Origin of the sequence: Cellulophaga sp., assembly GCF_039943695.1 — a bacterium.
Lineage (GTDB): Bacteria > Bacteroidota > Bacteroidia > Flavobacteriales > Flavobacteriaceae > Cellulophaga.
The window spans coordinates 15,307-39,349 of the sequence record NZ_JBDVAA010000025.1; the positions used below are offsets into that span (position 1 = coordinate 15,307).

The 24,043-nt window shown below is 32.4% G+C and carries 23 protein-coding genes; 1 reads left to right on the forward strand and 22 read right to left on the reverse strand.

Features of this window, described 5'->3' with window-relative positions; translation table 11 throughout:
- Positions 1-4: 4 nt before the first annotated feature.
- Positions 5-850, reverse strand: a complete 846-nt coding sequence (locus tag ABJD66_RS02080) for a hypothetical protein (protein ID WP_348127639.1) — start codon at positions 848-850, stop codon at positions 5-7.
- 138 nt (positions 851-988) lie between these two features.
- Positions 989-3,841, reverse strand: coding sequence for a glycosyl hydrolase (locus ABJD66_RS02085; protein ID WP_348127642.1), 2,853 nt, complete (start codon positions 3,839-3,841; stop codon positions 989-991).
- A 277-nt stretch (positions 3,842-4,118) separates the two neighbouring features.
- Here ABJD66_RS02085 and ABJD66_RS02090 point away from each other — a divergent pair, with 277 nt between their 5' ends.
- Positions 4,119-5,414 (forward strand): aminopeptidase P family protein, encoded by a 1,296-nt coding sequence (locus ABJD66_RS02090; RefSeq protein WP_348127645.1) that lies wholly within the window; start codon positions 4,119-4,121, stop codon positions 5,412-5,414.
- Positions 5,415-5,474: 60 nt separating this feature from the next.
- Here ABJD66_RS02090 and ABJD66_RS02095 read toward each other — a convergent pair whose 3' ends face one another.
- The 20 genes from ABJD66_RS02095 to ABJD66_RS02190 form a co-directional block, all read right to left on the reverse strand.
- Positions 5,475-6,593: an OmpA family protein gene (locus ABJD66_RS02095; protein WP_100894319.1), complete on the reverse strand. Its 1,119-nt coding sequence runs from the start codon at positions 6,591-6,593 to the stop codon at positions 5,475-5,477.
- Between the two features lie 198 nt (positions 6,594-6,791).
- Positions 6,792-7,808 (reverse strand): sugar phosphate nucleotidyltransferase, encoded by a 1,017-nt coding sequence (locus ABJD66_RS02100; RefSeq protein WP_303539742.1) that lies wholly within the window; start codon positions 7,806-7,808, stop codon positions 6,792-6,794.
- Between the two features lie 73 nt (positions 7,809-7,881).
- Positions 7,882-8,316 (reverse strand): dUTP diphosphatase, encoded by a 435-nt coding sequence (gene dut / locus ABJD66_RS02105; protein ID WP_348127649.1) that lies wholly within the window; start codon positions 8,314-8,316, stop codon positions 7,882-7,884.
- Positions 8,313-9,773: an oligosaccharide flippase family protein gene (locus ABJD66_RS02110; RefSeq protein ID WP_348127652.1), complete on the reverse strand. Its 1,461-nt coding sequence runs from the start codon at positions 9,771-9,773 to the stop codon at positions 8,313-8,315. Before ABJD66_RS02110 ends, dut begins: the two co-directional genes overlap by 4 nt.
- Before the next feature lie 53 nt (positions 9,774-9,826).
- On the reverse strand, positions 9,827-10,330 hold the full coding sequence (locus ABJD66_RS02115; RefSeq protein WP_348127655.1) for a hypothetical protein: 504 nt from the start codon (positions 10,328-10,330) through the stop codon (positions 9,827-9,829).
- Positions 10,331-10,523: 193 nt separating this feature from the next.
- The gene (atpG, locus tag ABJD66_RS02120; RefSeq protein WP_348127722.1) at positions 10,524-11,393 is read right to left on the reverse strand and encodes an ATP synthase F1 subunit gamma; all 870 of its coding nucleotides are present in this window, start codon (positions 11,391-11,393) and stop codon (positions 10,524-10,526) included.
- Between the two features lie 92 nt (positions 11,394-11,485).
- Entirely contained in the window at positions 11,486-13,066 is a 1,581-nt protein-coding gene (gene atpA, locus ABJD66_RS02125) for a F0F1 ATP synthase subunit alpha (RefSeq protein ID WP_348127658.1), read from the reverse strand.
- A 45-nt stretch (positions 13,067-13,111) separates the two neighbouring features.
- A complete protein-coding gene (gene atpH / locus ABJD66_RS02130) occupies positions 13,112-13,651 on the reverse strand; it encodes an ATP synthase F1 subunit delta (RefSeq protein ID WP_348127661.1) in 540 nt (179 codons plus the stop codon).
- A gap of 9 nt (positions 13,652-13,660) precedes the next feature.
- Positions 13,661-14,152 carry a F0F1 ATP synthase subunit B gene (locus ABJD66_RS02135; RefSeq protein ID WP_348127664.1) on the reverse strand — a complete coding sequence of 164 codons (492 nt, stop codon included), beginning with the start codon at positions 14,150-14,152 and terminating at the stop codon, positions 13,661-13,663.
- A gap of 84 nt (positions 14,153-14,236) precedes the next feature.
- Positions 14,237-14,437, reverse strand: coding sequence for an ATP synthase F0 subunit C (gene atpE, locus ABJD66_RS02140; protein ID WP_072304158.1), 201 nt, complete (start codon positions 14,435-14,437; stop codon positions 14,237-14,239).
- Between the two features lie 40 nt (positions 14,438-14,477).
- Positions 14,478-15,563, reverse strand: a complete 1,086-nt coding sequence (atpB, locus tag ABJD66_RS02145; protein ID WP_348127725.1) for a F0F1 ATP synthase subunit A — start codon at positions 15,561-15,563, stop codon at positions 14,478-14,480.
- Positions 15,564-15,694: 131 nt separating this feature from the next.
- Positions 15,695-16,084 (reverse strand): DUF6168 family protein, encoded by a 390-nt coding sequence (locus ABJD66_RS02150; RefSeq protein ID WP_348127668.1) that lies wholly within the window; start codon positions 16,082-16,084, stop codon positions 15,695-15,697.
- Complete coding sequence (locus ABJD66_RS02155) at positions 16,081-16,314, reverse strand: AtpZ/AtpI family protein (RefSeq protein WP_348127671.1); 234 nt, start codon at positions 16,312-16,314, stop codon at positions 16,081-16,083. The genes ABJD66_RS02150 and ABJD66_RS02155 overlap by 4 nt, the downstream gene beginning before the upstream one ends.
- 165 nt (positions 16,315-16,479) lie before the next feature.
- Positions 16,480-16,887, reverse strand: coding sequence for a polymer-forming cytoskeletal protein (locus tag ABJD66_RS02160; protein WP_348127674.1), 408 nt, complete (start codon positions 16,885-16,887; stop codon positions 16,480-16,482).
- A 7-nt stretch (positions 16,888-16,894) separates the two neighbouring features.
- On the reverse strand, positions 16,895-19,438 hold the full coding sequence (locus tag ABJD66_RS02165; RefSeq protein ID WP_348127676.1) for a hypothetical protein: 2,544 nt from the start codon (positions 19,436-19,438) through the stop codon (positions 16,895-16,897).
- A gap of 190 nt (positions 19,439-19,628) precedes the next feature.
- Complete coding sequence (locus tag ABJD66_RS02170; RefSeq protein ID WP_100894331.1) at positions 19,629-20,369, reverse strand: ABC transporter ATP-binding protein; 741 nt, start codon at positions 20,367-20,369, stop codon at positions 19,629-19,631.
- Between the two features lie 44 nt (positions 20,370-20,413).
- Entirely contained in the window at positions 20,414-21,886 is a 1,473-nt protein-coding gene (locus ABJD66_RS02175; protein WP_348127679.1) for a DUF5687 family protein, read from the reverse strand.
- Between the two features lie 61 nt (positions 21,887-21,947).
- Complete coding sequence (locus tag ABJD66_RS02180; protein WP_348127682.1) at positions 21,948-22,646, reverse strand: hypothetical protein; 699 nt, start codon at positions 22,644-22,646, stop codon at positions 21,948-21,950.
- Positions 22,643-23,374 carry a hypothetical protein gene (locus ABJD66_RS02185; RefSeq protein WP_348127685.1) on the reverse strand — a complete coding sequence of 244 codons (732 nt, stop codon included), beginning with the start codon at positions 23,372-23,374 and terminating at the stop codon, positions 22,643-22,645. Before ABJD66_RS02185 ends, ABJD66_RS02180 begins: the two co-directional genes overlap by 4 nt.
- A gap of 2 nt (positions 23,375-23,376) precedes the next feature.
- The gene (locus ABJD66_RS02190; protein ID WP_348127688.1) at positions 23,377-24,042 is read right to left on the reverse strand and encodes a hypothetical protein; all 666 of its coding nucleotides are present in this window, start codon (positions 24,040-24,042) and stop codon (positions 23,377-23,379) included.
- Position 24,043: the final 1 nt, after the last annotated feature.

The window sequence follows — 24,043 nt, forward strand, 5'->3', positions numbered from 1 at the left end:
TAAATTAGTTTTTGGTTTTTTGCTTTTTATTTAAGTTTAAGTAGCCACCAAAAACAATGTTCCATTGTGAAAAGCCAAAACTTTGTTTTCCACGGTCAGAATCATTAGGTGTTGTTACAATACTAGGCAAATTTATATAACCACCTTTTAGCTCAGATTGAATAAAGAATACATCAAAAAAAGTAAGGTTTAAACCAGCTGTTGCACCAAGTCCATAACCAGACAAATGAAATTCATCGTTTCTTCCTCTGTTTAAAAAATTAGAGTTTGTTTTTGGTATTACAACACCTGCATTAACACCTACAAGCATATTAAGATCTATAATACCTCCTAAATTTGCAATAGCATCGTTTCTTCTTAAAGCTACATTTACATAATTTAAACCATCTGTGTGCTCAAGACTTAAAAAACTCTCACCATCTATCACAATATCATCATTATCATAGACACCATCATAAGCAGTTCCTGTGTTTTCTATATAGCCAGATATTTTCACTGTTTGCAAATCTCTAACAATATATTTCATATGGTCTGTACCAATAGAAACATCCCAATGGTCATTTAAAAAATACCCTACCCTAAAATTAAATTGAGGAATAGTTAACCTACTTGGGTTTAAGTGCTTGCCAACTTTCCATTCCAAATCTTCGTCCTTGGCTTTTACGTTATTTAAAACAAAATTATGATCACTTCCTTTAAATTCGATGTCAGAAGATGTGTACTCCGACTTATTCCAACCCCAATATAAATACAGTTTTCCTTTTTTAGAATCTGAGCTTATGGCAACAGCCTCTTGACCATGTGAAGCAACTGAACTTACAATGAAGAATAGTAAAAAAAATATACGCATTTTCTGTTATAAAGTTAATAAAATAAAGAGGTGCAAAATTAATGCTTTAAAAAATTACACCTCTCATTTTACACCTTTTTTAACATAAAAAAGCCAAGAAATTTATCTTGGCTTTTTAAAAATATAACAATTGGTATTTTATTTTATTTCAAAAGAGGTAGATGCCGATCCGCCATTACCAGATAATTCAATTTTATAAGTTCCTTTTGGCAAATACGTTTTACCGTCTTTAGCCTGTGTTAATTGTGCTTTATTCTTTTTTAAGTAGTTTGATTTTCCCGTCTTAGAAAAAGCAACATCGTAAGAAAGCACATTAAATCCTTTTTCACCATCTACAGTAACAGCACTAACTTCTATGTTATTCATAGTTAAAATACGAGCTTTAAAACTACCGCTTTTAGCTGCGTAAAAATTAACATCTACCCCTGGCGTATTTGGTCTAAACCTTGTTGAAGGAGCATTACCCCATCTACCTGAAAACTTAATACTTTCTGGTTTAAACAAGTGCAACTTATTAGACAACATTGCAGGAGTCATTTTTTGCAACTTAGCAATATTTGCCTTATATATACTTCTACCGTGCGTACCTACCAATAAATCTTTAGCTGTAGGCTGTATTACCAAATCATGCACTGCAACTGCCGGCATACCATTAGTAAACAATTCCCATGTTTCTCCCATATTAAAAGTAACATACAAACCGTTATCTGTACCAACAAACAATAAGTTTTCATTTACAGGATCTTCAATAATTACATTTACAGGAGATGCTGGTATGTTTTTACCAATGTTCTTCCAACTTTTTCCATAATCATTACTTAGGTAAACATACGGCGTATAATCGTCCCACCTATACCCATTTAAAGTTACATATACACGCTCTTGTTTGTGTGCAGAAGCTACAACTCTAGAAACCCAAAGCTCATCATTATTAAGGTTATCACTTATTTTTTCCCAAGATGCTCCTCCATTTTTAGTAAGTTGTATTGCACCATCATCACTACCAGTATATAATACTCCAAACTTAAAAGGAGATTCTGATATTGTAGTTAACGTACCATAAGCAACATTTCCTTTTTTACCACCATTAGTTAAGTCACTAGAAATAGTTTCCCAGTTATCGCCCTTATTAAATGAACGGTGTAACTTATTACCTCCTAAATACAAAATATCCTGATTATGAGAAGATAGTAAAATTGGTGTTTGCCAGTTAAAGCGATATGGGCTTTCACCTAAATTATGCTTAGGCTGAATGTATTTTTGAGAATCGTTTTCCCTATCTATTCTAAAATAGTTTCCAAATTGAAAACCTGTATACACAATATTTGCATTTCTGCTATCTACTTGTACCTGCATACCATCGCCACCCATTAAACTTTTCCAAGGGTAATGACCTGTTTGGTGCCACCTAACACTTTCTCTGGCATTATTTGCTCCAACCCAAACACCATTATCTTGTAAACCACCATACACATTGTATGGTTTTTCATCATCTACGTTTATAGCGTAAAACTGACCAACAGCTGGTGAATTATTTTTAATCCAGCTTTTACCATCATCGTAAGATATGTTTATACCACCATCATTACCATTAATTAAATGCCCTTTTAAATCTGGGTTAATCCATAAAGCATGATGATCTGAGTGCACATTGGCACCATCTATATTATTAAAAGTTTTACCACCATCATTAGATTTAATTAAAGGCACACCAGCTAAGTAAATCTCATCTTTATTTTTAGGATGAACCCTAATTTGAGCAAAATAATATCCATAACTATAAAATAAATTATCTATATGCTCCGTATTTGTTTTTTTCCAGGTTTTTCCTGAGTCATCACTTCTAAAAACTTCTGCGCCAACAACAGGAGTATCAAACAACATAGAATTAGCATCTTCTAAATACTTAGCAATATCTATAGGTTTTACTGTACCAACACGCACCATTTGCTTAACGTTTGGCGCTCTATGTTTTTCATGAAAACCATTTGTCTTTAAAAAGTTATTAAGTTTAGAATCTGACAATGCTAAAAACTCCTTAGTAGACATTGTTTTAAAATCATCTTTCACTAAATCATTAGATGCATTTTTCTTTTTAGCCACGGCAGGTCTTCTAAACTGACTATCGTGCACAGCATAAACAGTATTTTCATCAAAAACAGCTAGTCCAATTCTACCTACACCTTCGCCAACAGGAAAACCACTTTCTTTAGTTGTAATTTTGGTCCAGCTACTACCACCGTCAACACTTTTGTATATGGCAGAGTTTGATCCGTTACCAGAAAAGTTCCAAGCTTTACGGTCTTTTTCCCAAGCAGCTGCGTATTGCACACTAAAGTTTGTTGGCACCATAGCAATGTCTATAATACCAGTAACATCATTTACAAAAAGTGTTTTTTTCCAAGTTTTACCACCATCTATAGTCTTGTATATTCCACGTTCTTTATTAGCAGAATACAAATGACCTGTTGCTCCAACAACAACTTCATTACTATTTTTTGGATTAATTAAAATTCTGCCAATATGATGAGCATCTACCAAGCCCATATTTTGCCACGTTTTGCCTTTATCTGTAGACTTTAACAAACCAACACCAGCATAAGAAGATCTAGAAGAGTTATTTTCCCCTGTACCAACCCAAATTACCCCTGTTTGCCAGTCTACGGCAATATCTCCAATATTCTGAGTACTTGCATTATCCATAACCGGAGTAAAAGTTGTGCCATTATTATTTGTATACCACAAACCGCCAGAAGCATATGCCGCATAAAACTCTGTTGGCTTGTCTGGGTTTACAGAAACGTCTACAATACGCCCGCTCATAACCGTAGGACCAATATTTGTAAATGCAATGTTTTTAACTATAGAAGATTCTTGCATTTGTTTCTTTTGCTTAAGTGCACTTACTACAACATTCTGGGGAGTTGCCGCAGGTTGCGCCCAGCTTAATGCACCAGATAGCAAAAAGCAAAAAGATAAAATTTTTTTCATTTTTTAGGTTTTAGTTCGTTAGGTTTTGTTCTCTTAATTAGTCTTTGTTTTTAACCTACGGAAGTTATAAATAAAGGGCGTTATCCCAAAATAATTTTTATCTACCTAAAAACATATGTCTTTAATTATAGTTTGATGCTTTAAATACGTTAAAAGGAGGCTAAAAAATACCTTTTTCTATGCATCAAAATAGATATTCATTACTTTTGGTTGCATCTTGTAATTTTATGCGATTTTGCCACTAAAATTTCAATATAACAACCTGAAAAATTAAGAAATGAAGTACAATCAAATCGATTCTAAATTATTCGTAAAAAACCGCAAAAAGTTTATGGCTCAAATGAAGCCAAAAAGTATTGCCGTTTTTAATTCTAATGACATTTACCCAATTGGCGCAGATAGCGCAATGCCTTTTGAGCAACATAGAAATATTTTTTACTTAACTGGTGCAGATCAAGAAGAAACTATTTTAGTTCTTTTTCCTGATGCATTAGATAAAAAACACAGAGAAATTTTATTTGTTCGTGAAACCAATGCACATATTGCCGTTTGGGAAGGTGAAAAACTCACCAAAGAACGTGCAACAGAAGTATCTGGTATAGAAACTGTTTATTGGCTAACAGACTTTGATAAGGTTTTCTTTGATATAATGACAGAAGCAGATACTGTTTATTTTGACACCAACGAACATTACAGGCAAGCTGTAGAAACAGAAACAAGAGAAGATCGTTTTATAAAAAAATGTAAAGCAGATTACCCTGCTCACCAATGGGCAAAGAGTTTTCCAATAATGCAAAACATAAGAGGTGTTAAAGAGCCTGAAGAATTAGCATTAATGCAAGAAGCTTGTAATATAACAGAAAAAGGTTTTAGACGTTTATTAGGCTTTGTTAAGCCTGGTGTTTGGGAGTATGAAATTGAAGCAGAATTGCTACATGAATTTGTACGTAACCGTTCTAAAGGATTTGCATACACACCAATTATTGCCTCTGGCTACAACGCAAACGTATTACATTACATAGAAAACAACCAACAATGTAAAGATGGCGATGTTATTCTAATGGATGTTGCAGCAGAATATGCAAACTACTCTAGTGATTTAAGTAGAAGTATACCAGTAAGTGGTAAGTTTACTAAAAGACAAAGAGCTGTTTACGACGCTGTTTTACGTGTTAAAAATGACGCAACAAAAATGCTTGTTCCTGGAACACTTTGGGCAGAATACCATAAGGAAGTTGGTAAACTAATGACTAGTGAATTATTAGGTCTTGGCTTGTTAGATAAAGCAGACGTACAAAATGAAGATAAAAACTGGCCAGCATACAAAAAGTACTTTATGCACGGTACAAGTCACCATATTGGTTTAAATACGCATGATTACGGAGAATTAAAAACTCCTATGAAAGCAAATATGGTATTTACTGTTGAGCCTGGCATCTATATTCCTAATGAAAACTTAGGTATTAGATTAGAGGATGATGTTGTAATACAAGAAAAAGGAGAGCCTTTTAACTTAATGGCAAACATTCCTATAGAAGCAGAAGAAATTGAAGAATTAATGCAAGCTAAGTAGCATTAAAATTTGTTTTAATAGAAAACCTCTTCCCGCTAAAGGAAGAGGTTTTTTTTATACTTAATCTTTATCTTCTTCAAAAGCTGTATTTGCGTAGTTACTGTACTTGTTTTCAGAAACCACAAACTCAACCCTTCTGTTTTTTAATCTTCCTGTTTCACTATTGTTAGTTGCCAACGGAATTGCATCTCCATGTCCTTGCCACTTGATACGGTCAAAAGTTAAACCGTTATCCAATAAAAACTCACCAACGGACTTGGCTCTATTTAAAGAAAGTAACTTGTTGTACTTAGCATTCCCTTCATTATCTGAATGCCCAAATATTGTTACATTTAATTGAGGATTTCTTTTTAAATGCCTAACTAATTCTCTTAATTGACCTTTAGCCTCTGGATTAATTATATAACTATCAGAAGTAAATAACAAGTCTTTAATTACATAAATCTCATCTACATTTATACTTTCATACTCCTCAACAGAAACATTGTCTACATAATAATACGAAGCTTTACGCAACCTTTCATTAACAACCTTGGTCCTAGTTCTTTTGTCTCTTTTAAAATTACCTAGAGTTATAAAAGACTCTGTCCCATTTGCTATAAAAGTAATAGATACATTTGTCCATGTTCTGTTATTAACATATCCGCTAGCAGACCTTACTCTTAATAGCTTTATTTCCTCTGAGTTATTTACATAATCTATTGCTATACTTTTTTTGGTACTCCATTTTGGAGCTCTTTCTGTAAATAATATTTGAAATTCATCTACAGCTAATCCTGCCTTATCTGCTAGGCTAACCATAAATGAAACTTTATATTTTTTTCCTTTAATTAATGTTTGAGATAAAGATCCGGTAATGTACTCCCTATAATTATCTGGGCCAAGCATATAAAACCCTGCAAAAGCTTTGCCGTCATATACTTGTTGTCTTCCTATAAAGTTATGATTGGTACTCATTTCAGGACTACAATCACTATAATAATCTGTACTACCATCTGATGGTGTACGCCAGTCTGAAACGTCTTTTTGAAAATTACCTGGTCTCTTAGTACATTTTGTGGCAAATTCAAAACTTGGGTTTTTTACCAGGTTCTGCGCATTTGAGTTTATAAAAACCGTAAATAAAAATAAGTAGATAATGTTTTTGTAAGTAAGTTTTGTTTGGGGAATTGTATGCATAACTAAACATTTGGGGTTTGGTGTTCACGTGCTAATTAACACATATTTATTTGACCCTAAGCAATTTACACTACACATTGTTGTAGAAAGCGTAATTTTTGTATGTGAATTACTAAAAAAACGAGGTGTAAAAAAACACAAAAAACCCCATAAAAAGCAATTTTACGGGGTTTAAATGCAATATTTTATATCAAAAATTTATTCTAAAACAGAGTAATCTCCTATACTAATTGTCTCGTAATTGCCATTATATTTTACGTGATTACCAACCATTGCATTATCTAAATTTGCATTTTCGATTTTGCTATTAGTTTGTATTAGGCTATTTTTTATGGTAGAATTTTCTATAACCGTATTATCTCCTACAGAAACGTATGGCCCAACAGTAGTATTTTTAAGCACTACATTTTCTCCTATGTAACAAGGTTCTATAATGTTAGCATTATCTAGTGTTACAGATTTAGAAACCAATGCTTCTCCGTCTTTTTCTAAAAAACCTAACATACGCATATTGGTTTCTACAGTAACATTTTTATTTCCACAGTCCATCCATTCATCAACCTTACCAGAAACAAACTTTTTACCTTTTTGCATCATTTGCTTAATACCATCATTAATTTGGTATTCACCACCATTAATGATATTATTATCTAAAACGTGTTGCAATTCATTTTTCAAAACAGCAACATCTTTAAAATAATAGATACCAATTACAGCTAAGTCAGACACAAATTGCTCTGGTTTTTCAACCAACTCTATAATTTCATTTTTGTCATTTAATTTAACAACACCAAAAGCTTCTGGTTTTTCCACTTGTTTTACCCAAATAACACTATCTGCAGTTTTATCTAAATCAAAATCTGCTCTAATTAATGTATCTGCATATGCAATTACAGCAGGGCCACTTAAAGAGTCTTTAGCGCACATTATAGCGTGCCCCGTACCCAAAGGTTGGTCTTGCCTGTAAATAGATGCTTTAGCGCCTAAACTCTCTGCTAAAGCAGTTAAACTAGCAATAACATCATCACCAAAAAAAGCCGGATCACCTAAAATAAAAGCAACTTCTTCAATTGGTTCATCCAAAACCTTTGCTATATCACTAACCAAGCGGTGCACAATTGGCTTACCAGCTATTGGTATTAATGGTTTTGGAACTGTTAATGTATGTGGTCTAAGACGAGAACCTCTACCCGCCATTGGAACTATAATTTTCATTTTTTTCTTTTTTTTAAATCTAAGCACAAATCAATGCGCCTATATTAATAATGGTTTATGTTTATATTATTTTTTACTTAGTGCCTGTACTACCAAAGCCACCTTCGCCTCTAGCTGTTTCAGACAACTCATTTACCTCTACCCACTCAGCTCGTTCATGCTTTGCGATAACCAATTGTGCAATACGCTCACCGTTCTCAACTTTAAAATCCTCATTAGATAGATTTACCAAAATTACACCAATTTCACCTCTATAATCCGCATCTATAGTACCAGGTGCATTTAAAACAGTAATACCTTTTTTGGCTGCTAAACCACTTCTTGGGCGTACTTGCGCCTCATAACCAACTGGCAGCTCTATAAAAAGACCCGTTTTAATAATTGCTCTTTGTAAAGGTTTTAACGTAATAGATTCTAAAATATTGGCTCTTAAGTCCATCCCAGCAGAAGCCATAGTTTCATAACTAGGAGTTTCATGAGCCGATTTATTAATTATTTTTATTGTCATTTTTTCTTCATTATTTTTCTTAATACTTCATTTTCCATTTTATACACTAAGCCTACAAATAAGAGTAGAAAAGCACAACCTACCCAAAGGTTTCTGTCAAAAATGTAAAAAGACAAAATTGATAACACCACAGATAAACTAAAATAGAAAACTATTTTACGCATATTATATGGTATTGGGTAATTTTTTTTGCCGTACCAATAAGATAGCACCATCATACAACCATAAGCTAAAACTGTAGCTATAGCAGAGGCCATATAACTTAATGTAGATATAAGTGCCACATTAACAACTATAGTCACAATGGCTCCAATTACAGATATAAAAGCACCGTAACGCGTTTTATCTGTAACCTTATACCAAACAGATAAATTATGATAAATTCCTAAAAAGAAGTTTGCTAACACAATTAATGGCACCACTTTCATTGCCTCCCAATACTCAGAATTGTCTACAAACATTAATTTTAGCACATCAGCAAAAACTACTACTCCCAATAAAATTACACTGCCTAATATTACAAAGTAATTGGTAATTTGCGCATATGCTTTTTGAGGATTTTTAGAGTTAGAGTGACTAAAAAAGAAAGGTTCTATTCCCATTCTAAATGCTGTAGCAAAGAGAGTCATAAACAAAGCCAATTTGTAACAAGCAGCATATTTACCAACCTCAGATTCGGCTATGTCCTCTGGCAGAAGCCATTCCAATAAAATTTTATCAAAAACCTCATTAATTGTAAACGCTATACCAGCCAATAAAACAGGCCCTGCATACTTCATCATAGAACGCCACAATACTTTATCAAAAACATATTTGCTTTTAAGATATAAACCCAACATTAAAATTAATGTTACTCCACTAGCAATTAAGTTTGATATAAATATATATGAAATTTGAAAGTCTTCTTTATAAATTGATGTTAAGATAGAATCTGTATTACCAACAACAAGCTTAGGTAACAGCAATAAGAAAAAGAGGTTTAAGCCAAGATTGATGCAAATGTTCACAATTTTTATAATTGCATATTTCATTGGCTTTTCTGTAGCTCTAAGCCATGCGAAAGGAATAATTACTAAAGCATCTAAAACAAGAATAAAAATTGCATAAGAGATAAACTCCTCCCTAATACCAGCAAAACTTGCTAAAGGATTTTTTAATATTAATGCTATTACAAAAAAAGCTAAGGTAGAAACAGCTATAGAAATAAGCGATGTAGAAATTACCTTTTCTTTGTCTTCTGATTTATGGTAAAACCTAAAAAAAGCAGTCTCCATACCGTAAGCTAAAAACACATTAAAAATTGCAAACCAAGCAAAAATAACAGAAACCTGACCATAAATATCTGGATCCATTACGTCTGTATACACACGCACTAAAAGGAAGGACAGCATTCTAGGCAACACTGTTGCCAAACCATACACAAAGGTTTGCTTAAAAAGTTTTTTAAAAGGATTCAATAGTGTTTAATTAGAGTATAAAAGTAGTTATTTATACCCTAGCAAGCAAAGTGTTATTCTTTTGATCTAGTAGGGTAAATTAAAGCTTGTTTGTGCTTTATACCTGTTATCTTAACATAGTTTATTACATCGCCTTTATAGTAGCTTAAAACAGCTTCATCATAAGCCAACTCAAACGGAAAGTCTTTTTGTAATTCTTTTGTTGCAGGCGAGTTTCCAACTTCCTCTTTTGGATCTGCATGCATTACCATATCTTTAGGGGGCATAGCCTTTTTAGCCAACATTGTTGCTACAACAAATTTTTGACCTTCTTCATCCTGTATTTTAACATAAGATTGTTGACCTCTAAAAAAAAGAGAGTTTACTCTATAACCATCTAAATTAGCAACAGGTATTTTTACTTCTACACCTGCTCCTGACTCTTCTTTACCTCCATACCAATCTTGGCAATATGCCGTTCCTATTTCAAAAGGAGCAGAATCAACTAAATTCTTTTGAGAAGAACAACTGCTTAAAATTCCTAAAACTACAAGTATACTAAAGATTGAATTTTTCATAATGGGGGTGTTTTTGATATTTATAAAGATACAATGACAAATTTAATGCCAAGTATTTCTTTTAAAAGATTTCAAAAAAACAAAAACCTCACGAGAAGTGAGGTTTTTAGTTCTATTTTTCGTCTAGATACGTAATAAATCAGACTTACACCTTAAATTTATTTTAATATCTAAGATTAAAGCATCTTAAATTTTAGTTGTTTAACGCTTCTGCACCACCAACAATTTCTAATATTTCATTAGTAATAGCTGCTTGTCTTGCTTTGTTATACGTTAATTTTAACTGATCTCTAAGCTCTGTTGCATTATCTGTTGCTTTGTGCATAGCAGTCATACGAGCACCGTGTTCACTAGCAAAAGAATCTCTAACACCTTTATACAATTGTGTTTTTAAAGACTTTGGTATTAATTGCTCTACAATTTCCTTTTCAGATGGCTCGTAAATATAATCTGTTGCGTTACTAGAAGTTTCTTTTTCTGATGCTACAGCTACAATTGGTAAAAACTGTTCTGTCATTACAATTTGCGTAGCAGCATTCTTAAACTTGTTGTAAACAACCTCTATTTTATCATAAGTACCATTAACAAACAACTCCATTAAATCCTCTGCAATTGCAGAAACATTATCAAAAGTTAAATCGTCATAAACCGTACTGTGGTTTGCAATTACGTTGTAATTTCTAGAAAGAAAATCGTTAGATTTTTTTCCTATTGCAAGGAACTCAACTTCTTTACCTGCATATGTATTTTCTGCAAGAGAAACACTTTGCTTAAGAATGTTAGAGTTAAAAGCACCACATAAACCACGATTAGAAGTTATGGAAACTATTAAAACCTTTTTAATTTCTCTTTCCTCAGAAAACTTACTACCAGAATCCGCATCTAAATTAGCACTTAAGCTTTGTAAAAGCTCTGTTAATTTATCAGAATAAGGCCTCATTGCAGTAATTGCATCTTGCGCTTTCTTTAACTTAGCTGCAGATACCATTTTCATTGCGCTGGTAATCTGCATCGTTGAAGATACTGATGCTATTCTGTTACGTATTTCTTTTAAGTTTGCCATTTTTTCCTCTCCTAACCTCTCCAAAGGAGAGGGATTGATTAGTCTAATTAAAATTCCCTTGTCTTATTCTCTTTAAAGAGAAACAAGAGAGATTATGCTCTATATTTTGCTGAAAGATCTTTACAAACAGCTACTAAAGTATCTGTAACCTCGTCAGTTAATTTACCAGACTTTAAAGTATCTAAAACATCTCTATGCTTAGCATTTAAAAACTCTACATATTCAGCTTCAAATTCTTTTATCTTTTCTACTGGTACGTCTTTTAGTAAGTTTTTAGAACCTGCATAAATAACTGCCACCTGATCTTCTACAGTGTAAGGATCGTTTTGAGCTTGCTTTAAGATCTCTACGTTACGCTTACCTTTTTCAATCACATTTAAAGTAGATGCATCTAAATCTGAACCAAACTTAGCGAAAGCTTCTAGCTCACGGTATTGTGCTTGATCTAATTTTAACGTACCAGATACTTTTTTCATTGACTTAATCTGTGCGTTACCACCAACACGAGATACAGAAATACCTACATTAATTGCCGGACGTACACCAGAGTTAAATAAATCTCCATCTAAGAAGATTTGCCCATCTGTAATAGAAATTACGTTTGTTGGGATATATGCAGAAACATCACCTGCTTGAGTTTCAATAATCGGTAATGCAGTTAAAGAACCACCACCTTTTACTATTGGCTTTAAAGACTCAGGTAAGTCGTTCATATCTTTAGCAATAGCATCATCATTAATAACTTTTGCAGAACGCTCTAATAATCTAGAGTGTAGATAGAAAACATCACCAGGGTAAGCCTCACGTCCTGGAGGACGACGTAATAATAAAGATACCTCACGGTAAGCAACTGCTTGTTTAGATAAATCATCAAAAACAATTAAAGCTGGTCTACCAGTATCTCTAAAGTACTCACCTATAGAAGCACCTGTAAAAGGAGCATAAACTTGCATTGCTGCAGGGTCTGATGCATTTGCAGCTACTATTGTTGTGTAAGCCAAAGCACCTTTTTCTTCTAGTGTTTTAGCAATTAAAGCTACTGTAGAAGCCTTTTGACCAACAGCAACATATATACAATATACAGGCTTACCTGCATCGTAAAATTCTTTTTGATTTAAGATAGCATCAATACAAACTGTAGTTTTACCAGTTTGTCTATCTCCAATTACCAACTCACGCTGACCTCTACCAACTGGAATCATGGCATCAATTGCCTTAATACCTGTTTGTAATGGCTCTGTAACTGGCTCTCTATAAATAACACCAGGAGCTTTACGCTCTAAAGGCATTTCATAAGTTGTTCCTGCAATAGGACCTTTACCATCTATTGGGTTACCTAAAGTATCTACAACACGACCAACAATACCTTCACCTACTTTTACAGATGCAATACGGTTTGTACGTTTTACAGTAGAGCCTTCTTTAATCCCTATTGAACCACCTAATAATACAATACCAACGTTATCTTCTTCTAAGTTAAGTACTATACCTTCTAAACCACCTTCAAATTCTACTAATTCTCCGTATTGAGCGTTAGCTAATCCGTAAGCGCGAACAATACCATCACCTACTTGTAATACTGACCCAACTTCATCTAAAGATGCGCTAGCGTCAAATCCTGATAACTGTTGTTTTAAAATTGCTGATACTTCAGCGGCTTTTACTCCTGCCATGTTGTTTTAATTAATATTTACAAAGTCCGTAGTATATACCAAAGACTATAGACTGTTTGAAAATTCTCTTTTTAAACTATTTAATTTATTAGCTACACTTGCATTGTATTGCAAATCGCCAATTCTTAATACAAAACCACCAATAATACTTTCGTCTATAACATTTGTTATACCTACTTTTTTACCAGTTAACTTTGTTAATTGCTCTAAAATTTTTGCTTCTAATTCTTTAGTTAAAGTTACTGCTGTGGTTACAACAGCAGTTTCTTCTCCTTTAAGTTTTTCACTTAAAACAATATAGTGCTGAGCAACTTCTTTTAAAAGTGACACTCTTTTATTATCTACAAGCAAAGAAATAAGTCCCTCAGATATACTATGACTCCCTGTAAAAACAGCTAACAAAGCATTCTTTTTTATAGCTCCTTTAACCACAGGACTACCCAATAGATCTTGAAGTTCCTTGCTGTCTGAAATTGTTTGTACAACAGAATGCATATCTTTTTCAACTACATCTGTAGCCTTAGTTTCAACCGCTTGGTTTAAAATGGCTTTTGCGTATCTAATAGCTGCTCTAGACTCGTTCATTTTTCTTTATTAGTTTAGCTTAATATCGCCTACCATATCTTCAACCAACTTAAGTTGCTTGTCATTATTAGACAATTGCTCCTTAATAACTTTTTCTGCTATTTGCACAGATAAGTTAGCTACTTGGTTTTTAATATCTGCTACTGCTGCTTTCTTTTCACTATCAATAGTAGCTTTTGCTTGTGCAATTAATTTATCGCCTTCTATAATAGACTGCTCTTTTGCATCTGCAACAATTTTTTCTTTAATCTCACGTGCCTCTTTTAACATAGCATCGCGTTCTGAACGTGCCTCTTGCAATAACCTTTCGTTATCCGCATGCAGGTTCTGCATTTCTTTTTTAGCATTTTCAGCAGACTCCAACGCATCATTTATTGCTTCTTCTCTACCTTTTACAGCTCCTAAAATAGGCTTCCAAGCAAATTTTTTCAATAAGAAAAAGAATATGACAAAGATTAAAGTAGTCCAAAAAATTAAACTTTCTGGTGCAGTAAAGTTCATAACTATTATATTTATTTAATTATTTTTTAATTTAAAGTCTTCCCAAAACCAACCGTCAAGGGAAGACTTAATCTTTTTCAAAAATTATTTTGCAATTAACGCAACAACAATAGCAAAAAGAGCAGCACCTTCAATAAGTGCAGCAGCAATAATCATTGCAGTTTGAATTTTTGAAGCAGCTTCTGGCTGACGAGCAATTGCTTCCATCGCAGATCCACCAATTTTTCCGATACCTAGTCCTGCTCCAATAACAGCAAGTCCAGCACCAATTCCAGCTAATACCATAATAGTAAATTTATTTAGTTAATAATTAAAAAACTCATATTTAATGATGATCGTGCTCTGCTACAGCCTGACCAATATATAATGCCGATAACAATGTAAACACATACGCTTGCAAAACGGCTACTAACATCTCTAAAACACTCATAAACAATACAAACACACCTGATATTGGCGCTATAAAAATGCTCTTGAATATAAATATTAGAGATATTAAACTTAATATAATTATATGACCCGCTGTGATGTTAGCAAACAAACGAATCATTAATGCAAATGGCTTAGTAATAAGCCCTATAATTTCAATAGGAATCATAATAGGATATAATGCTTTTGGCACTGGCGGTGCAAAAACGTGTCCCCAGTAATCTTTATTACCGCTAAAAGAAGTAATTAAAAATGTAATTACAGATAGCACAAAAGTAAAGAATATATTCCCTGTTAAGTTAGAACTAAATGGGAAGAATGGAATTAAGCCTATTACATTATTTATCCAAATAAAGAAAAATATTGTTAATAAATACGGCATATACTTAGCGTATTTTTTTTCACCAATATTAGGTATAGCTATATCATCTCTTACAAAAATAACCAAAGGCTCTAAAAAACCAGCAATACCCTTAGGGGCCTTATCATTTTTCTTATATGACCTTGCAACTGCAAAGAACAATAAAAATAAAATAACTGAAGCCATTAACATTGAAAAGACAAGTTTTGTAATAGAAAAATCTAGTGGCCTTACATCAAGATTAAAGGCACCTTTTTCATCTTCTGATAAAGCATCAAACTTATCTTTATAAAAAACAACTTCATTATATCTAACAAATTCTTGACCATTTGCTTCTACAACATGATGACCAGTATTGTCGTGATGAAACTTTTCAGAAGAAAAAATAGTCAAACCATTATCTGACCACAAAATAACTGGAAGATAAAATGTAATTGGGTGACCGTCCCAATCTGCAATATGAAACTCATGAGAATCCCCAATATGTCCATTGATCAACTCACTTGCATCAAACTCCTTACCATCACCGTGACCTCCAACTTCCTCTCCTGCAACTGCAAACAAGGGAAGTAAAGAAAAAACTAATACTGCAATTAATTTGATAGGTTTTTGTGCTATCATCATACCTTTTTTAATAAAAAATTATCGTTCCAAAATTTCGGTGCAAATGTACGGCATTAATTATAATTTCAAAGCCACAAGGCAAAAAAAAATTTTTGATTTAATCCTCTCATTACTAGACGCTTTAAAACTTACTTTTTATTTATAATCTTAAGCACATAAAAGGTTTCTAAAAACAAGAATAGAAAATATGGAATAAAAAATGCAAAAACATCATTAATACCATATTGATCTTTAACCTGAATAAGAGGTAATAAAAACACAAACGCAGCCATCATTTTTAATAAACTACAACCCATAAACACAAAACCAGTTTTATCTGGAAGTATTTTATCTACAAAAAGAACAAGGACATAAATGATTAGTGTAACTAAAAAATGAAATAGATATATGCTCCACGTATTATAAAAAAAAACCCCTTGTTGCTCCTTTACAAGACCTACAATATAAAATTGAATTCCAAAAAAGAGTAAAGTAAAAGGAATTAAGACAACTATAAAAGACTTTAATTTGGCACTCATTTTTTATCTTTATTTAAACTAATAACTTTTTTTATCACTAAATACATTGCAAAAATAACACCTAACAATGAAAAAATTACAGTATTAAGACTATAGCTATTAGGAAATTTTTCATCAAGCCAAACTCCAAAATATGAAAAAACACTAATTACTGCAATCATCTGAAATGCTATCCCAGAAAATCGCAAATAAGTATTGATTTGACTCCTCTTTTGACCGCCCTCCAACATTATAGAACTTTATTATTAAATAATTAATTGTTAATTTACAATTAACAACAAGAATACAACAATGTATCTATTATAAACATTAAACTCCACAAATGAATAGCATCCCTTTTCTATACAAATAAGAAAAGGGATGCTATTCATTTTTTATCCTCTATAAATTACCAACTAGCTTTTAGCTGGTTCATTTGCTTTTTTTAAATTAGAAACACCATTTTTACCTCCCATAACACATGAAGCATTAAATGTTGCTCCAGGCTCCACAGCTAGCTTAGAAACAGAAACTGTACCCTCTATAACTGCTGAAGATTTTAATGATAATAAATCTGACACCAACAACTCTCCGTTAAAACCACCTTCTATGTCTGCATTAACACACTCTACTTTACCGTGTATGTAACCATCTTTGCCAATGACTACCTTTCCAGATGTTTTTACGTTACCATCTAACTTACCGTCTATTCTAAAATCAGCTTCTGAAACTATATCACCTTTTATTTTGGTGTTTTTTCCAATTCTGTTAGGCTGGCCGCCCATATCTACAACATCTCTAGGTTTACTCTTATCTGAAAACATATTTTTTTTACGGTTTTGGAGTTAATAGTGTGTTTTTATACTCGTTTAATTTTTTATGCACTTGTACAACTTTATAGTTGTTGGATAAAATTACAAAATTCTGATGACCAACCTTGTAATCTTTATTGTTTTTTAATAATTCTGCATACCCTAACGCAAATTCTTCTGATGCAAACCCATGCACCACAACAAATTGCTGCTCTAAATTGTAAATATCTTTAGACGCTTTATTTTTATATTTTAAATCTTCAATAGACTTTTTCACTAACTCTAATAGGTCGTTTGCAGCGGCATCATTACTTCTACTAAAAGGAAAAACAACTTTCCAAGTCCCCTTTACATTTCCTGATTGATTTACAAAATCTGAACTTTCTAATTTAGGAATCTGAAACTTAATCATTTCCTGAGCTCTTTTACCCTCTGGATTGTTTGGATAATTTAATGCCACATAGTTTAAGCCTTCTTTAAAAGCTTCAAAGCCTTCAATTCTTCCCGTAGCCATTGCTTTTAGCATCTCAAACTTAGGTGCAATTTCATCTCCTGTATACCTATTAATATTTTCTTCTGCACCTGTTATAACCTGCAAATATTGCTGATTTTGAAACATTTTATACAACTTTGTATACCTTGCATCTGGTGTATCTGTGCTACCTTCTAAAATAGCTTGCGGATTTAACAACACTTCTGCATACCTAGATCCTTTGTGGTTGGCTATAATATCTTGCTTCATTGCTGAAGCTAAATTACTACCAGATTCTTCATAAATCTTATACAAATTATATTTTGATGGTAATATTAAACGCTCTTCTGGGTTAGACTTTAAAACCGTCTCTAACTTGCCAGCAGCCAACAAATTCTCTTTAAATTTCTCTTTATATATTAGCCCTAATTGGTAATTAGCAAAATTTCTTTCTTTTTTTAAGCTATCAATTACAGTAACATCTGTAGGTAGCTTATCCATATAATAACTTACCTTGTACTCTTGCCCTTCTTCTGCTAACACATCTGTATTGGCATTAGCTATATCTGTATCTTCAGTCTGTATTACAATGTTTTTATTAGACCAACGCCAGTTATCTTCTAACTTACGAGAACCCCAAGCTGTTTTAAAATCGGTTTTACCGTAGCCTAAACTTGTAACGTTATAAAAGTAAAACTTTCCTTTGTTTTGTTTCCCTGCCTTCGTATTTGCAAAAGCCGCAATTCCTGCATTTTGACGTTCTTTTTCTTTTTTTGCAGCCGCTTCTTCTTTAGCCTTTTTATCAGCAATATATTTTTCAAAATAAGCAACCTGTTTGTCTTTTGGCAAACTATAAATTGTAACCACACTGTCTGTATATTGCACTATATCCTCATATTTTACAACATCCTCTAAATTGTCTAACTTCTTTTTTATTAACCTGTGTTTTTTACTTGTCTCTACTAAATTAGTAAGCGTGCTATCAAAATAAGCGCCTGCGGTTTTATAGTTGTTTTCATCAAAATAAAACTCACCTAAATTCTCGTAATTAAGCGCATTTAATCTGTTATCGTTTGTGGTAGCGCGCAAAGACTTATCAAAATAAACCAAAGCCATACTATCTTGTGCTTGATTTAAAAAGAACTGTGCTTTTTGCCTGTATATTTTATCCAAAAACGGTCTGTTTTCTCTGTTCTCTTCTAAATCTGTTAAATACTCAAACATTTCTTCTTTGTTGTCTGCAGTAACAGTTGTGTTCATTATTTTTTGCAAATGCGCATTAATAAAGTACACCCGAGGAGATTTTCTGTTTAAATCTATAATTTTATTAAAAGCATAATTGGCACTATCTTTTTTATTAAGCTGATTATACAATTGCCCAATAATAAAATAATACCTTCCTTTTTCTTCTTGTTTTTTTGTGTAAACAGACGCTCTTTTTAATTGCTGAATTGCAGTGTCTGGAGCATTTAAATTAATATATGCCTGTGCCATAACAGCTCTTGCATCTGCATATTCTTGGTCTGATAAATCGTCGTACTTAAAAAGTTTTTTTAAGTTTTTAATGGCAAGTTCTTCATTTTCTAAACGTACATTGGTTTTTTCTCTCCAAATACGCGCCTCGTTAAACTTGTCACTTTGTATGTAATTTTTAAGCACATAGTTAAATGCTTCTTGTGCCGGAATAAAACGCTGATCAAAATAACGGGCTTTACCTAAAAGCAAAAAAGCCTCGTCCGTTTGCGGATTACGCTCTCTGTCTTTAATTACCATACTGTGTTTTTGTATGGCTTTAGTTGCTTTTTCTTCAGCAATAACAAAGTTTGGATTGTTATTTTCTGAGTCTAGTTTTACATCATCTGTAACCTCCAAACGCTCTATTGGCAATAAATCCCAGTAATTATCTTTGTAGTTGGCATTTAACTCTTCTCTGCCTTTTTCAAAAGCAATATTACCGTTGTAGAGTACATTAAATTTAGTATTTAATGCATGCCACTCTCTGTTTACAAAGGCGTTCTTTTTAGTAGAACAGGCATTAAAAACTAATGCTGCTAGCGCTACTGTTCCTATAATTTTAGTTTGAAGCTTCAAAATTGTATCTATTCTTACCTAAACAAAACAGAAAAACCGCACTATTATTATGTTTAAGGTGCATAAATTTACTATTTATTTTTTATTATCTAGTTTGATGAGCTGCTGAAAGAAAAAGACCCATCAATTTATACGCAAATTGACAGGTCTCTATTTCATAAAATAACAGCTTTGTAATAACTGAAACTATTTATTCTTCGTCTTCAAAAACAGCAACTGCTGCGTCTGGTGCTTCTGCTCCAGAGAAGAAAATTTCTAGTTCTTTTAATGTAGCTGCAGATGTTTTTATATCTTTTATCAACTCACCTTTATCTAGCACCACAATACGCTCACAAACCTCTGTAACGTGACTTAGATCATGACTAGAAACCAATACTGTTGTATTTTGATTTGCTGCTAAATTCTTAATTATACCTTTTAGTCTTATTTGCGTAGTAGGATCTAAATTTGCAAAAGGCTCATCTAAAATAACAACCTCAGGACTACCAATAAAAGAAGCTACAATACCAGCTTTTTTCTGATTTCCCTTAGATAAATCTCTTAAATACTTTTTCTGATTTAATATTTCTCCGTGAAAAAAATCTTCAAAACTATGTACTAGCGCATCTACATCTGCTTTGTTTTGCCCTCTTAACTCACCTATAAAATAGAAGTATTCTTCTGGTGTTAAGTAACCAATTAAAAAAGATTCATCTATAAATGCAGATGTAAAAGGTTTCCAGGCTTCACTAGCATCTACCTGCACATCATTATTAATAATATTACCCGTAGAAGGCTGAATAAGGTCTAGCAGCAAGCTAAAGAATGTTGTTTTACCTGCTCCATTATTACCTACTAAACCAAAACATTGGCCTTTTGGAATTTCTAAATTTTCTATATTTAAAACCGTAGCTGTGCCGTATGTTTTTGTAAGGTTCTGTGCTTTTATCATGGTTTTTATTTTTTATGGTTATACTCCTTTTACAGAGTTACTTTTTATGCTTTTTGTTTGTATGCGTGTATAGTTTTATACTTCTCTTTTTTGTAGATTTTTTCAATCTTATCAAAAACTATATTTCTAAATGCCATTCCTAAAATACCTGCTGCTGCAACAAGTATGTATCCTGTTGTTGCATTTACTAAGTAATATCCTGCAGCAAAAATGACCATTGGCAATATTAATTTAGGAAGCGACAATAACATTGTTTTCATATTAAAAGCCTGCTTGTCTCCAAATGCTTTTTTATTAGACGTTAAGTCTATTGGCATTTTTATAAAAGCACCTCCTAACAATACTAAGTGCGAGTTTACACCTATATTATAAATAGCACCTACTAATACCGCTAAGTATGCGTTTATGCCAAAAAACAAATAAAATGAAGCCAAAACAGTACTAACTAGCGTTGCAATTACTACTAAATACCATTTTGAGGTTATGTAGTCTCTGTATTTAATATTCTGACTCATCATTAACTGGTAATAAGCACTATCCCAACTTGGCACAAACTGTCCAAATGTGAATAAAAATCCGCCTGAAACAAATATTCCACCAAATATTTGCCAAACTGGTCCGTCATAAACCTCTACTACTCCAGAGCCAAATAACAAGCCATAAAACAAAAATAGAAAACTCATTAAACCAGCTGTTTTAGGTCTCTTATTTCTTTTTATAAGTTTAATATCATTCTTTAAAAATGTTCCTGTATTTCCAAACCTATCCAAGAAAGATAAATCTTCTGTTTTAGCAACGGTTTGTTTGCCCTTTAAACCTGCATCTAAATACATGTTCTTTTTAAAATAGCTAAATGCTGCAAAGTACAAACCTACCAAGGCTACCCAAGGCAAAGCAACCATCCAAGGTGCATTATATAAGCCATTAAAAAATGTTGCTGTGTAATTAGTAATATCAAAAATACCAAAGTACTGACAAGCACCTAAGGCAACAAAAATTGCAATTACAGGGTAAAAAACACTGTCTTTATTATTAACTAAAACATTAATAAAGTTACTACAATAAATAAGTGCAAAAATACCAAAGTGCCAAGCTACAACGCCAAGCGGATTATAACCCTCTATTAGCAATACAATAGAAAATGGTAAAAAGAAAAATGCGTAACCCCAATTAAAAAAGGAAGCCACTGTTTTACCTAAAGAATAATTTACAACTTGTCCTTTTTTTAATGGTAAATAAAGTAAAGGCTTAATATTAGTTACAGGCATTTTCTGTATCATATACCTAATTAGCAAATCTAACACAAAAAGGTATATCATATATTTATTTACTATTTCTAAAGGGTCTCCTATTTCTGCTTTTTCAATAAGATAATAAGAGCCAACGCCCATAAACAGAAAAGCAACTATAAAATACAGTGCAAAAAAGCCCATAAATATTTTAAGTGCCAAGTTGGTTTTAAAAGAGGCTGACCTAAAAAAGGACTTCCATTGAAGGCTTAAAAAGTGTTTTAACATAATTTAAGGTTGATTAATTATATTTTGTTAGTGGCAACAAATACTAATTTGTTACACTATTTTAAATTAAATTGTATTCTGGATACGTTTCTTCTAACAATTCTTGAGCTTTGCTAGGCATTACATAAGCTGTAATGTAAAAAGTTAAACATAACAAAGTAGCAGCAATGGCAATAAGTGCCAACCAGTAACTATGAAGCTCACTAAAATTAAAGCGCATAGCGTTTAGAATATTAAAAACATTAGTAAATGTTAACACAGAAAAACCATTTCTGGTATCGCCAATCATAGCTTCTAGCATAAATACCTTTTCTTTTTTCTGCTTTTGTGTTTTCTCTTTTTTTCTTCTTTTAAATTGATGGTAAAAATCTACAGCTACTAAAATTAGTATTGAACCCATTAATACATATGATGCTTGCTTTAAATGAAGTACCAGAAAAAAGCCCATAAAAATTGCAATAGTGGTTAACAGCTTTGGCAACTGAAACCACTCTTTAACAAACCTAAAAAGTATTTTTCTGTAACGTTTGTTCATAGCTTTTTGGCGTTTTTCTACAACATCCATAAAACCAAAAACACCAAATTTTTTAAACTCAACCCCTAAAGCATCATCAAAAGATAACTTTGGGTTTTGTTGCCATTGTTCTTCTATACCATTACTTAAATGATCTACTAGCTCGGTCTGCAAATCATAATGCATTACATAATGCTTGCGGGTAAATGCGTATAATTCTTCTATTTGTTCTTTAGTTAGTTTCATACGAGTTTCTTATGAATTGAATTGTATTTTTTAAGTTGATTAACATATAATTGAATAGCTGTGTAGAAAAAAGGAAACAACAATGCTAAAACTAGAACTATATAAGTAAATGCCAATTGCTCACCTTTATCTAAAAAAATTTTGGGTCCTAATAAAAACAGATTGACAAAACTTATACCAGAAATACTAGACATATAAGCAGCATTAATTGTTAAAGATTTTAACGTATTTTTAAGGTTAAATAAAGCAATTAAAATGGGAGTTAATGACATAACCATTAATAACAACAATACAGTCTTATGCATTATTTTTACAGTAAAAAACTCTTTGGTATATAAAAATGTAATAAGCACACAAGCGTATAGCATTAGTGACTTGGCTCTTGTAAAAAATAGCTTTAACGCTTTTCGTTGAAGTTTCGCAAAGCCCTTAGCTAACCCTTGTCTTTTTTCTTCAATAAACTCTTTATAACCAGACGAATCTGCATACAAACTAGGAAAAGTATCCCAACCGGTATTTTCCTTGTTAAGTCTTTTTATGGTCAAGTCATTACCAAATTTTACATGAACTGCTTGCATTGCATTGGTAAAACTAGATCCTACTTTCATTAGAGCTTCTACCTCATTACTAATATGGTCTAAAAGCTCCATACGAACATCCCAGTACTTTACCTTATTTTTAATAAGATAATCATCTATAAATTCTATTTGTTCTTTGGTTAGTTTCATTTTTAAGCAATTTGATAATTAGCAGTTTTCTTGTGATCAAAAAAAGTTTTTATCATAAAGAAATTCATAATAATTATTGCACTTGGCCAAAAGAGGTCGAGAAAGTTACTATTAACAACATCGAATTTAATAGACCCCTGCCAAAAAGGGTTAAAAAGAAATAATGCAATCCAGTGTGCTCTTCCGCTTACTTTTAAAAAATACTGATAGGTACTTTTTATTTTAGATTTTGCAGTTATATATATAAAATATAGTGCAACCAAAGTAGATATGGTATACACAAAACCAGCAATAAAACCTGCACTTTCAGCATATAATCCGGTTGGTATTAAATTGAAAAAACAAAGTAAAACAAGTGTAATTAACAACCCTCCAATAATTGACTTTAAATACAGTTGCTTTATCAAGTTTACACATCTTTTTATTACTATTCTTGGCCCGACTTCAGTATAACCAAAAAGAAAATGAGAATACGGCTTAAACTCCTGTTCCCAATTTTTTAGTTCTTTAGAAAAAGCATATTTAAATGAAAGCTCTTCATTTGTCATTGATACTTCAACACTATTAGCTATATGATCCAAAATTTCATATTTTAAATCAATGTAGTCTAATCCGCGCTCTGTTAGAACTTCATCTATATGCCGTATTTCCTTTGCGGTTAGTTTCATA

Excerpts from the sequence above, each read along its gene's own strand:
- ABJD66_RS02160 (WP_348127674.1), bottom strand. The coding sequence starts at position 16,887 with ATGTTTTCAGATAAGAGTAAACCTAGAGATGTTGTAGATATGGGCGGC.
- ABJD66_RS02150 (WP_348127668.1), bottom strand. The coding sequence starts at position 16,084 with ATGAGTGCCAAATTAAAGTCTTTTATAGTTGTCTTAATTCCTTTTACT.
- dut (WP_348127649.1), bottom strand. The coding sequence starts at position 8,316 with ATGACAATAAAAATAATTAATAAATCGGCTCATGAAACTCCTAGTTAT.
- ABJD66_RS02085 (WP_348127642.1), bottom strand. The coding sequence starts at position 3,841 with ATGAAAAAAATTTTATCTTTTTGCTTTTTGCTATCTGGTGCATTAAGC.
- ABJD66_RS02115 (WP_348127655.1), bottom strand. The coding sequence starts at position 10,330 with ATGAAAAATTCAATCTTTAGTATACTTGTAGTTTTAGGAATTTTAAGC.
- ABJD66_RS02190 (WP_348127688.1), bottom strand. The coding sequence starts at position 24,042 with ATGAAACTAACCGCAAAGGAAATACGGCATATAGATGAAGTTCTAACA.
- atpB (WP_348127725.1), bottom strand. The coding sequence starts at position 15,563 with ATGATAGCACAAAAACCTATCAAATTAATTGCAGTATTAGTTTTTTCT.
- ABJD66_RS02100 (WP_303539742.1), bottom strand. The coding sequence starts at position 7,808 with ATGAAAATTATAGTTCCAATGGCGGGTAGAGGTTCTCGTCTTAGACCA.
- ABJD66_RS02080 (WP_348127639.1), bottom strand. The coding sequence starts at position 850 with ATGCGTATATTTTTTTTACTATTCTTCATTGTAAGTTCAGTTGCTTCA.
- atpG (WP_348127722.1), bottom strand. The coding sequence starts at position 11,393 with ATGGCAAACTTAAAAGAAATACGTAACAGAATAGCATCAGTATCTTCA.
- ABJD66_RS02135 (WP_348127664.1), bottom strand. The coding sequence starts at position 14,152 with ATGAACTTTACTGCACCAGAAAGTTTAATTTTTTGGACTACTTTAATC.
- ABJD66_RS02175 (WP_348127679.1), bottom strand. The coding sequence starts at position 21,886 with ATGTTAAAACACTTTTTAAGCCTTCAATGGAAGTCCTTTTTTAGGTCA.
- ABJD66_RS02090 (WP_348127645.1), top strand. The coding sequence starts at position 4,119 with ATGAAGTACAATCAAATCGATTCTAAATTATTCGTAAAAAACCGCAAA.
- atpH (WP_348127661.1), bottom strand. The coding sequence starts at position 13,651 with ATGAACGAGTCTAGAGCAGCTATTAGATACGCAAAAGCCATTTTAAAC.
- ABJD66_RS02095 (WP_100894319.1), bottom strand. The coding sequence starts at position 6,593 with ATGCATACAATTCCCCAAACAAAACTTACTTACAAAAACATTATCTAC.
- atpA (WP_348127658.1), bottom strand. The coding sequence starts at position 13,066 with ATGGCAGGAGTAAAAGCCGCTGAAGTATCAGCAATTTTAAAACAACAG.
- ABJD66_RS02155 (WP_348127671.1), bottom strand. The coding sequence starts at position 16,314 with ATGTTGGAGGGCGGTCAAAAGAGGAGTCAAATCAATACTTATTTGCGA.
- ABJD66_RS02180 (WP_348127682.1), bottom strand. The coding sequence starts at position 22,646 with ATGAAACTAACTAAAGAACAAATAGAAGAATTATACGCATTTACCCGC.
- ABJD66_RS02170 (WP_100894331.1), bottom strand. The coding sequence starts at position 20,369 with ATGATAAAAGCACAGAACCTTACAAAAACATACGGCACAGCTACGGTT.
- ABJD66_RS02185 (WP_348127685.1), bottom strand. The coding sequence starts at position 23,374 with ATGAAACTAACCAAAGAACAAATAGAATTTATAGATGATTATCTTATT.
- atpE (WP_072304158.1), bottom strand. The coding sequence starts at position 14,437 with ATGGTATTAGCTGGAATTGGTGCTGGACTTGCTGTTATTGGAGCAGGA.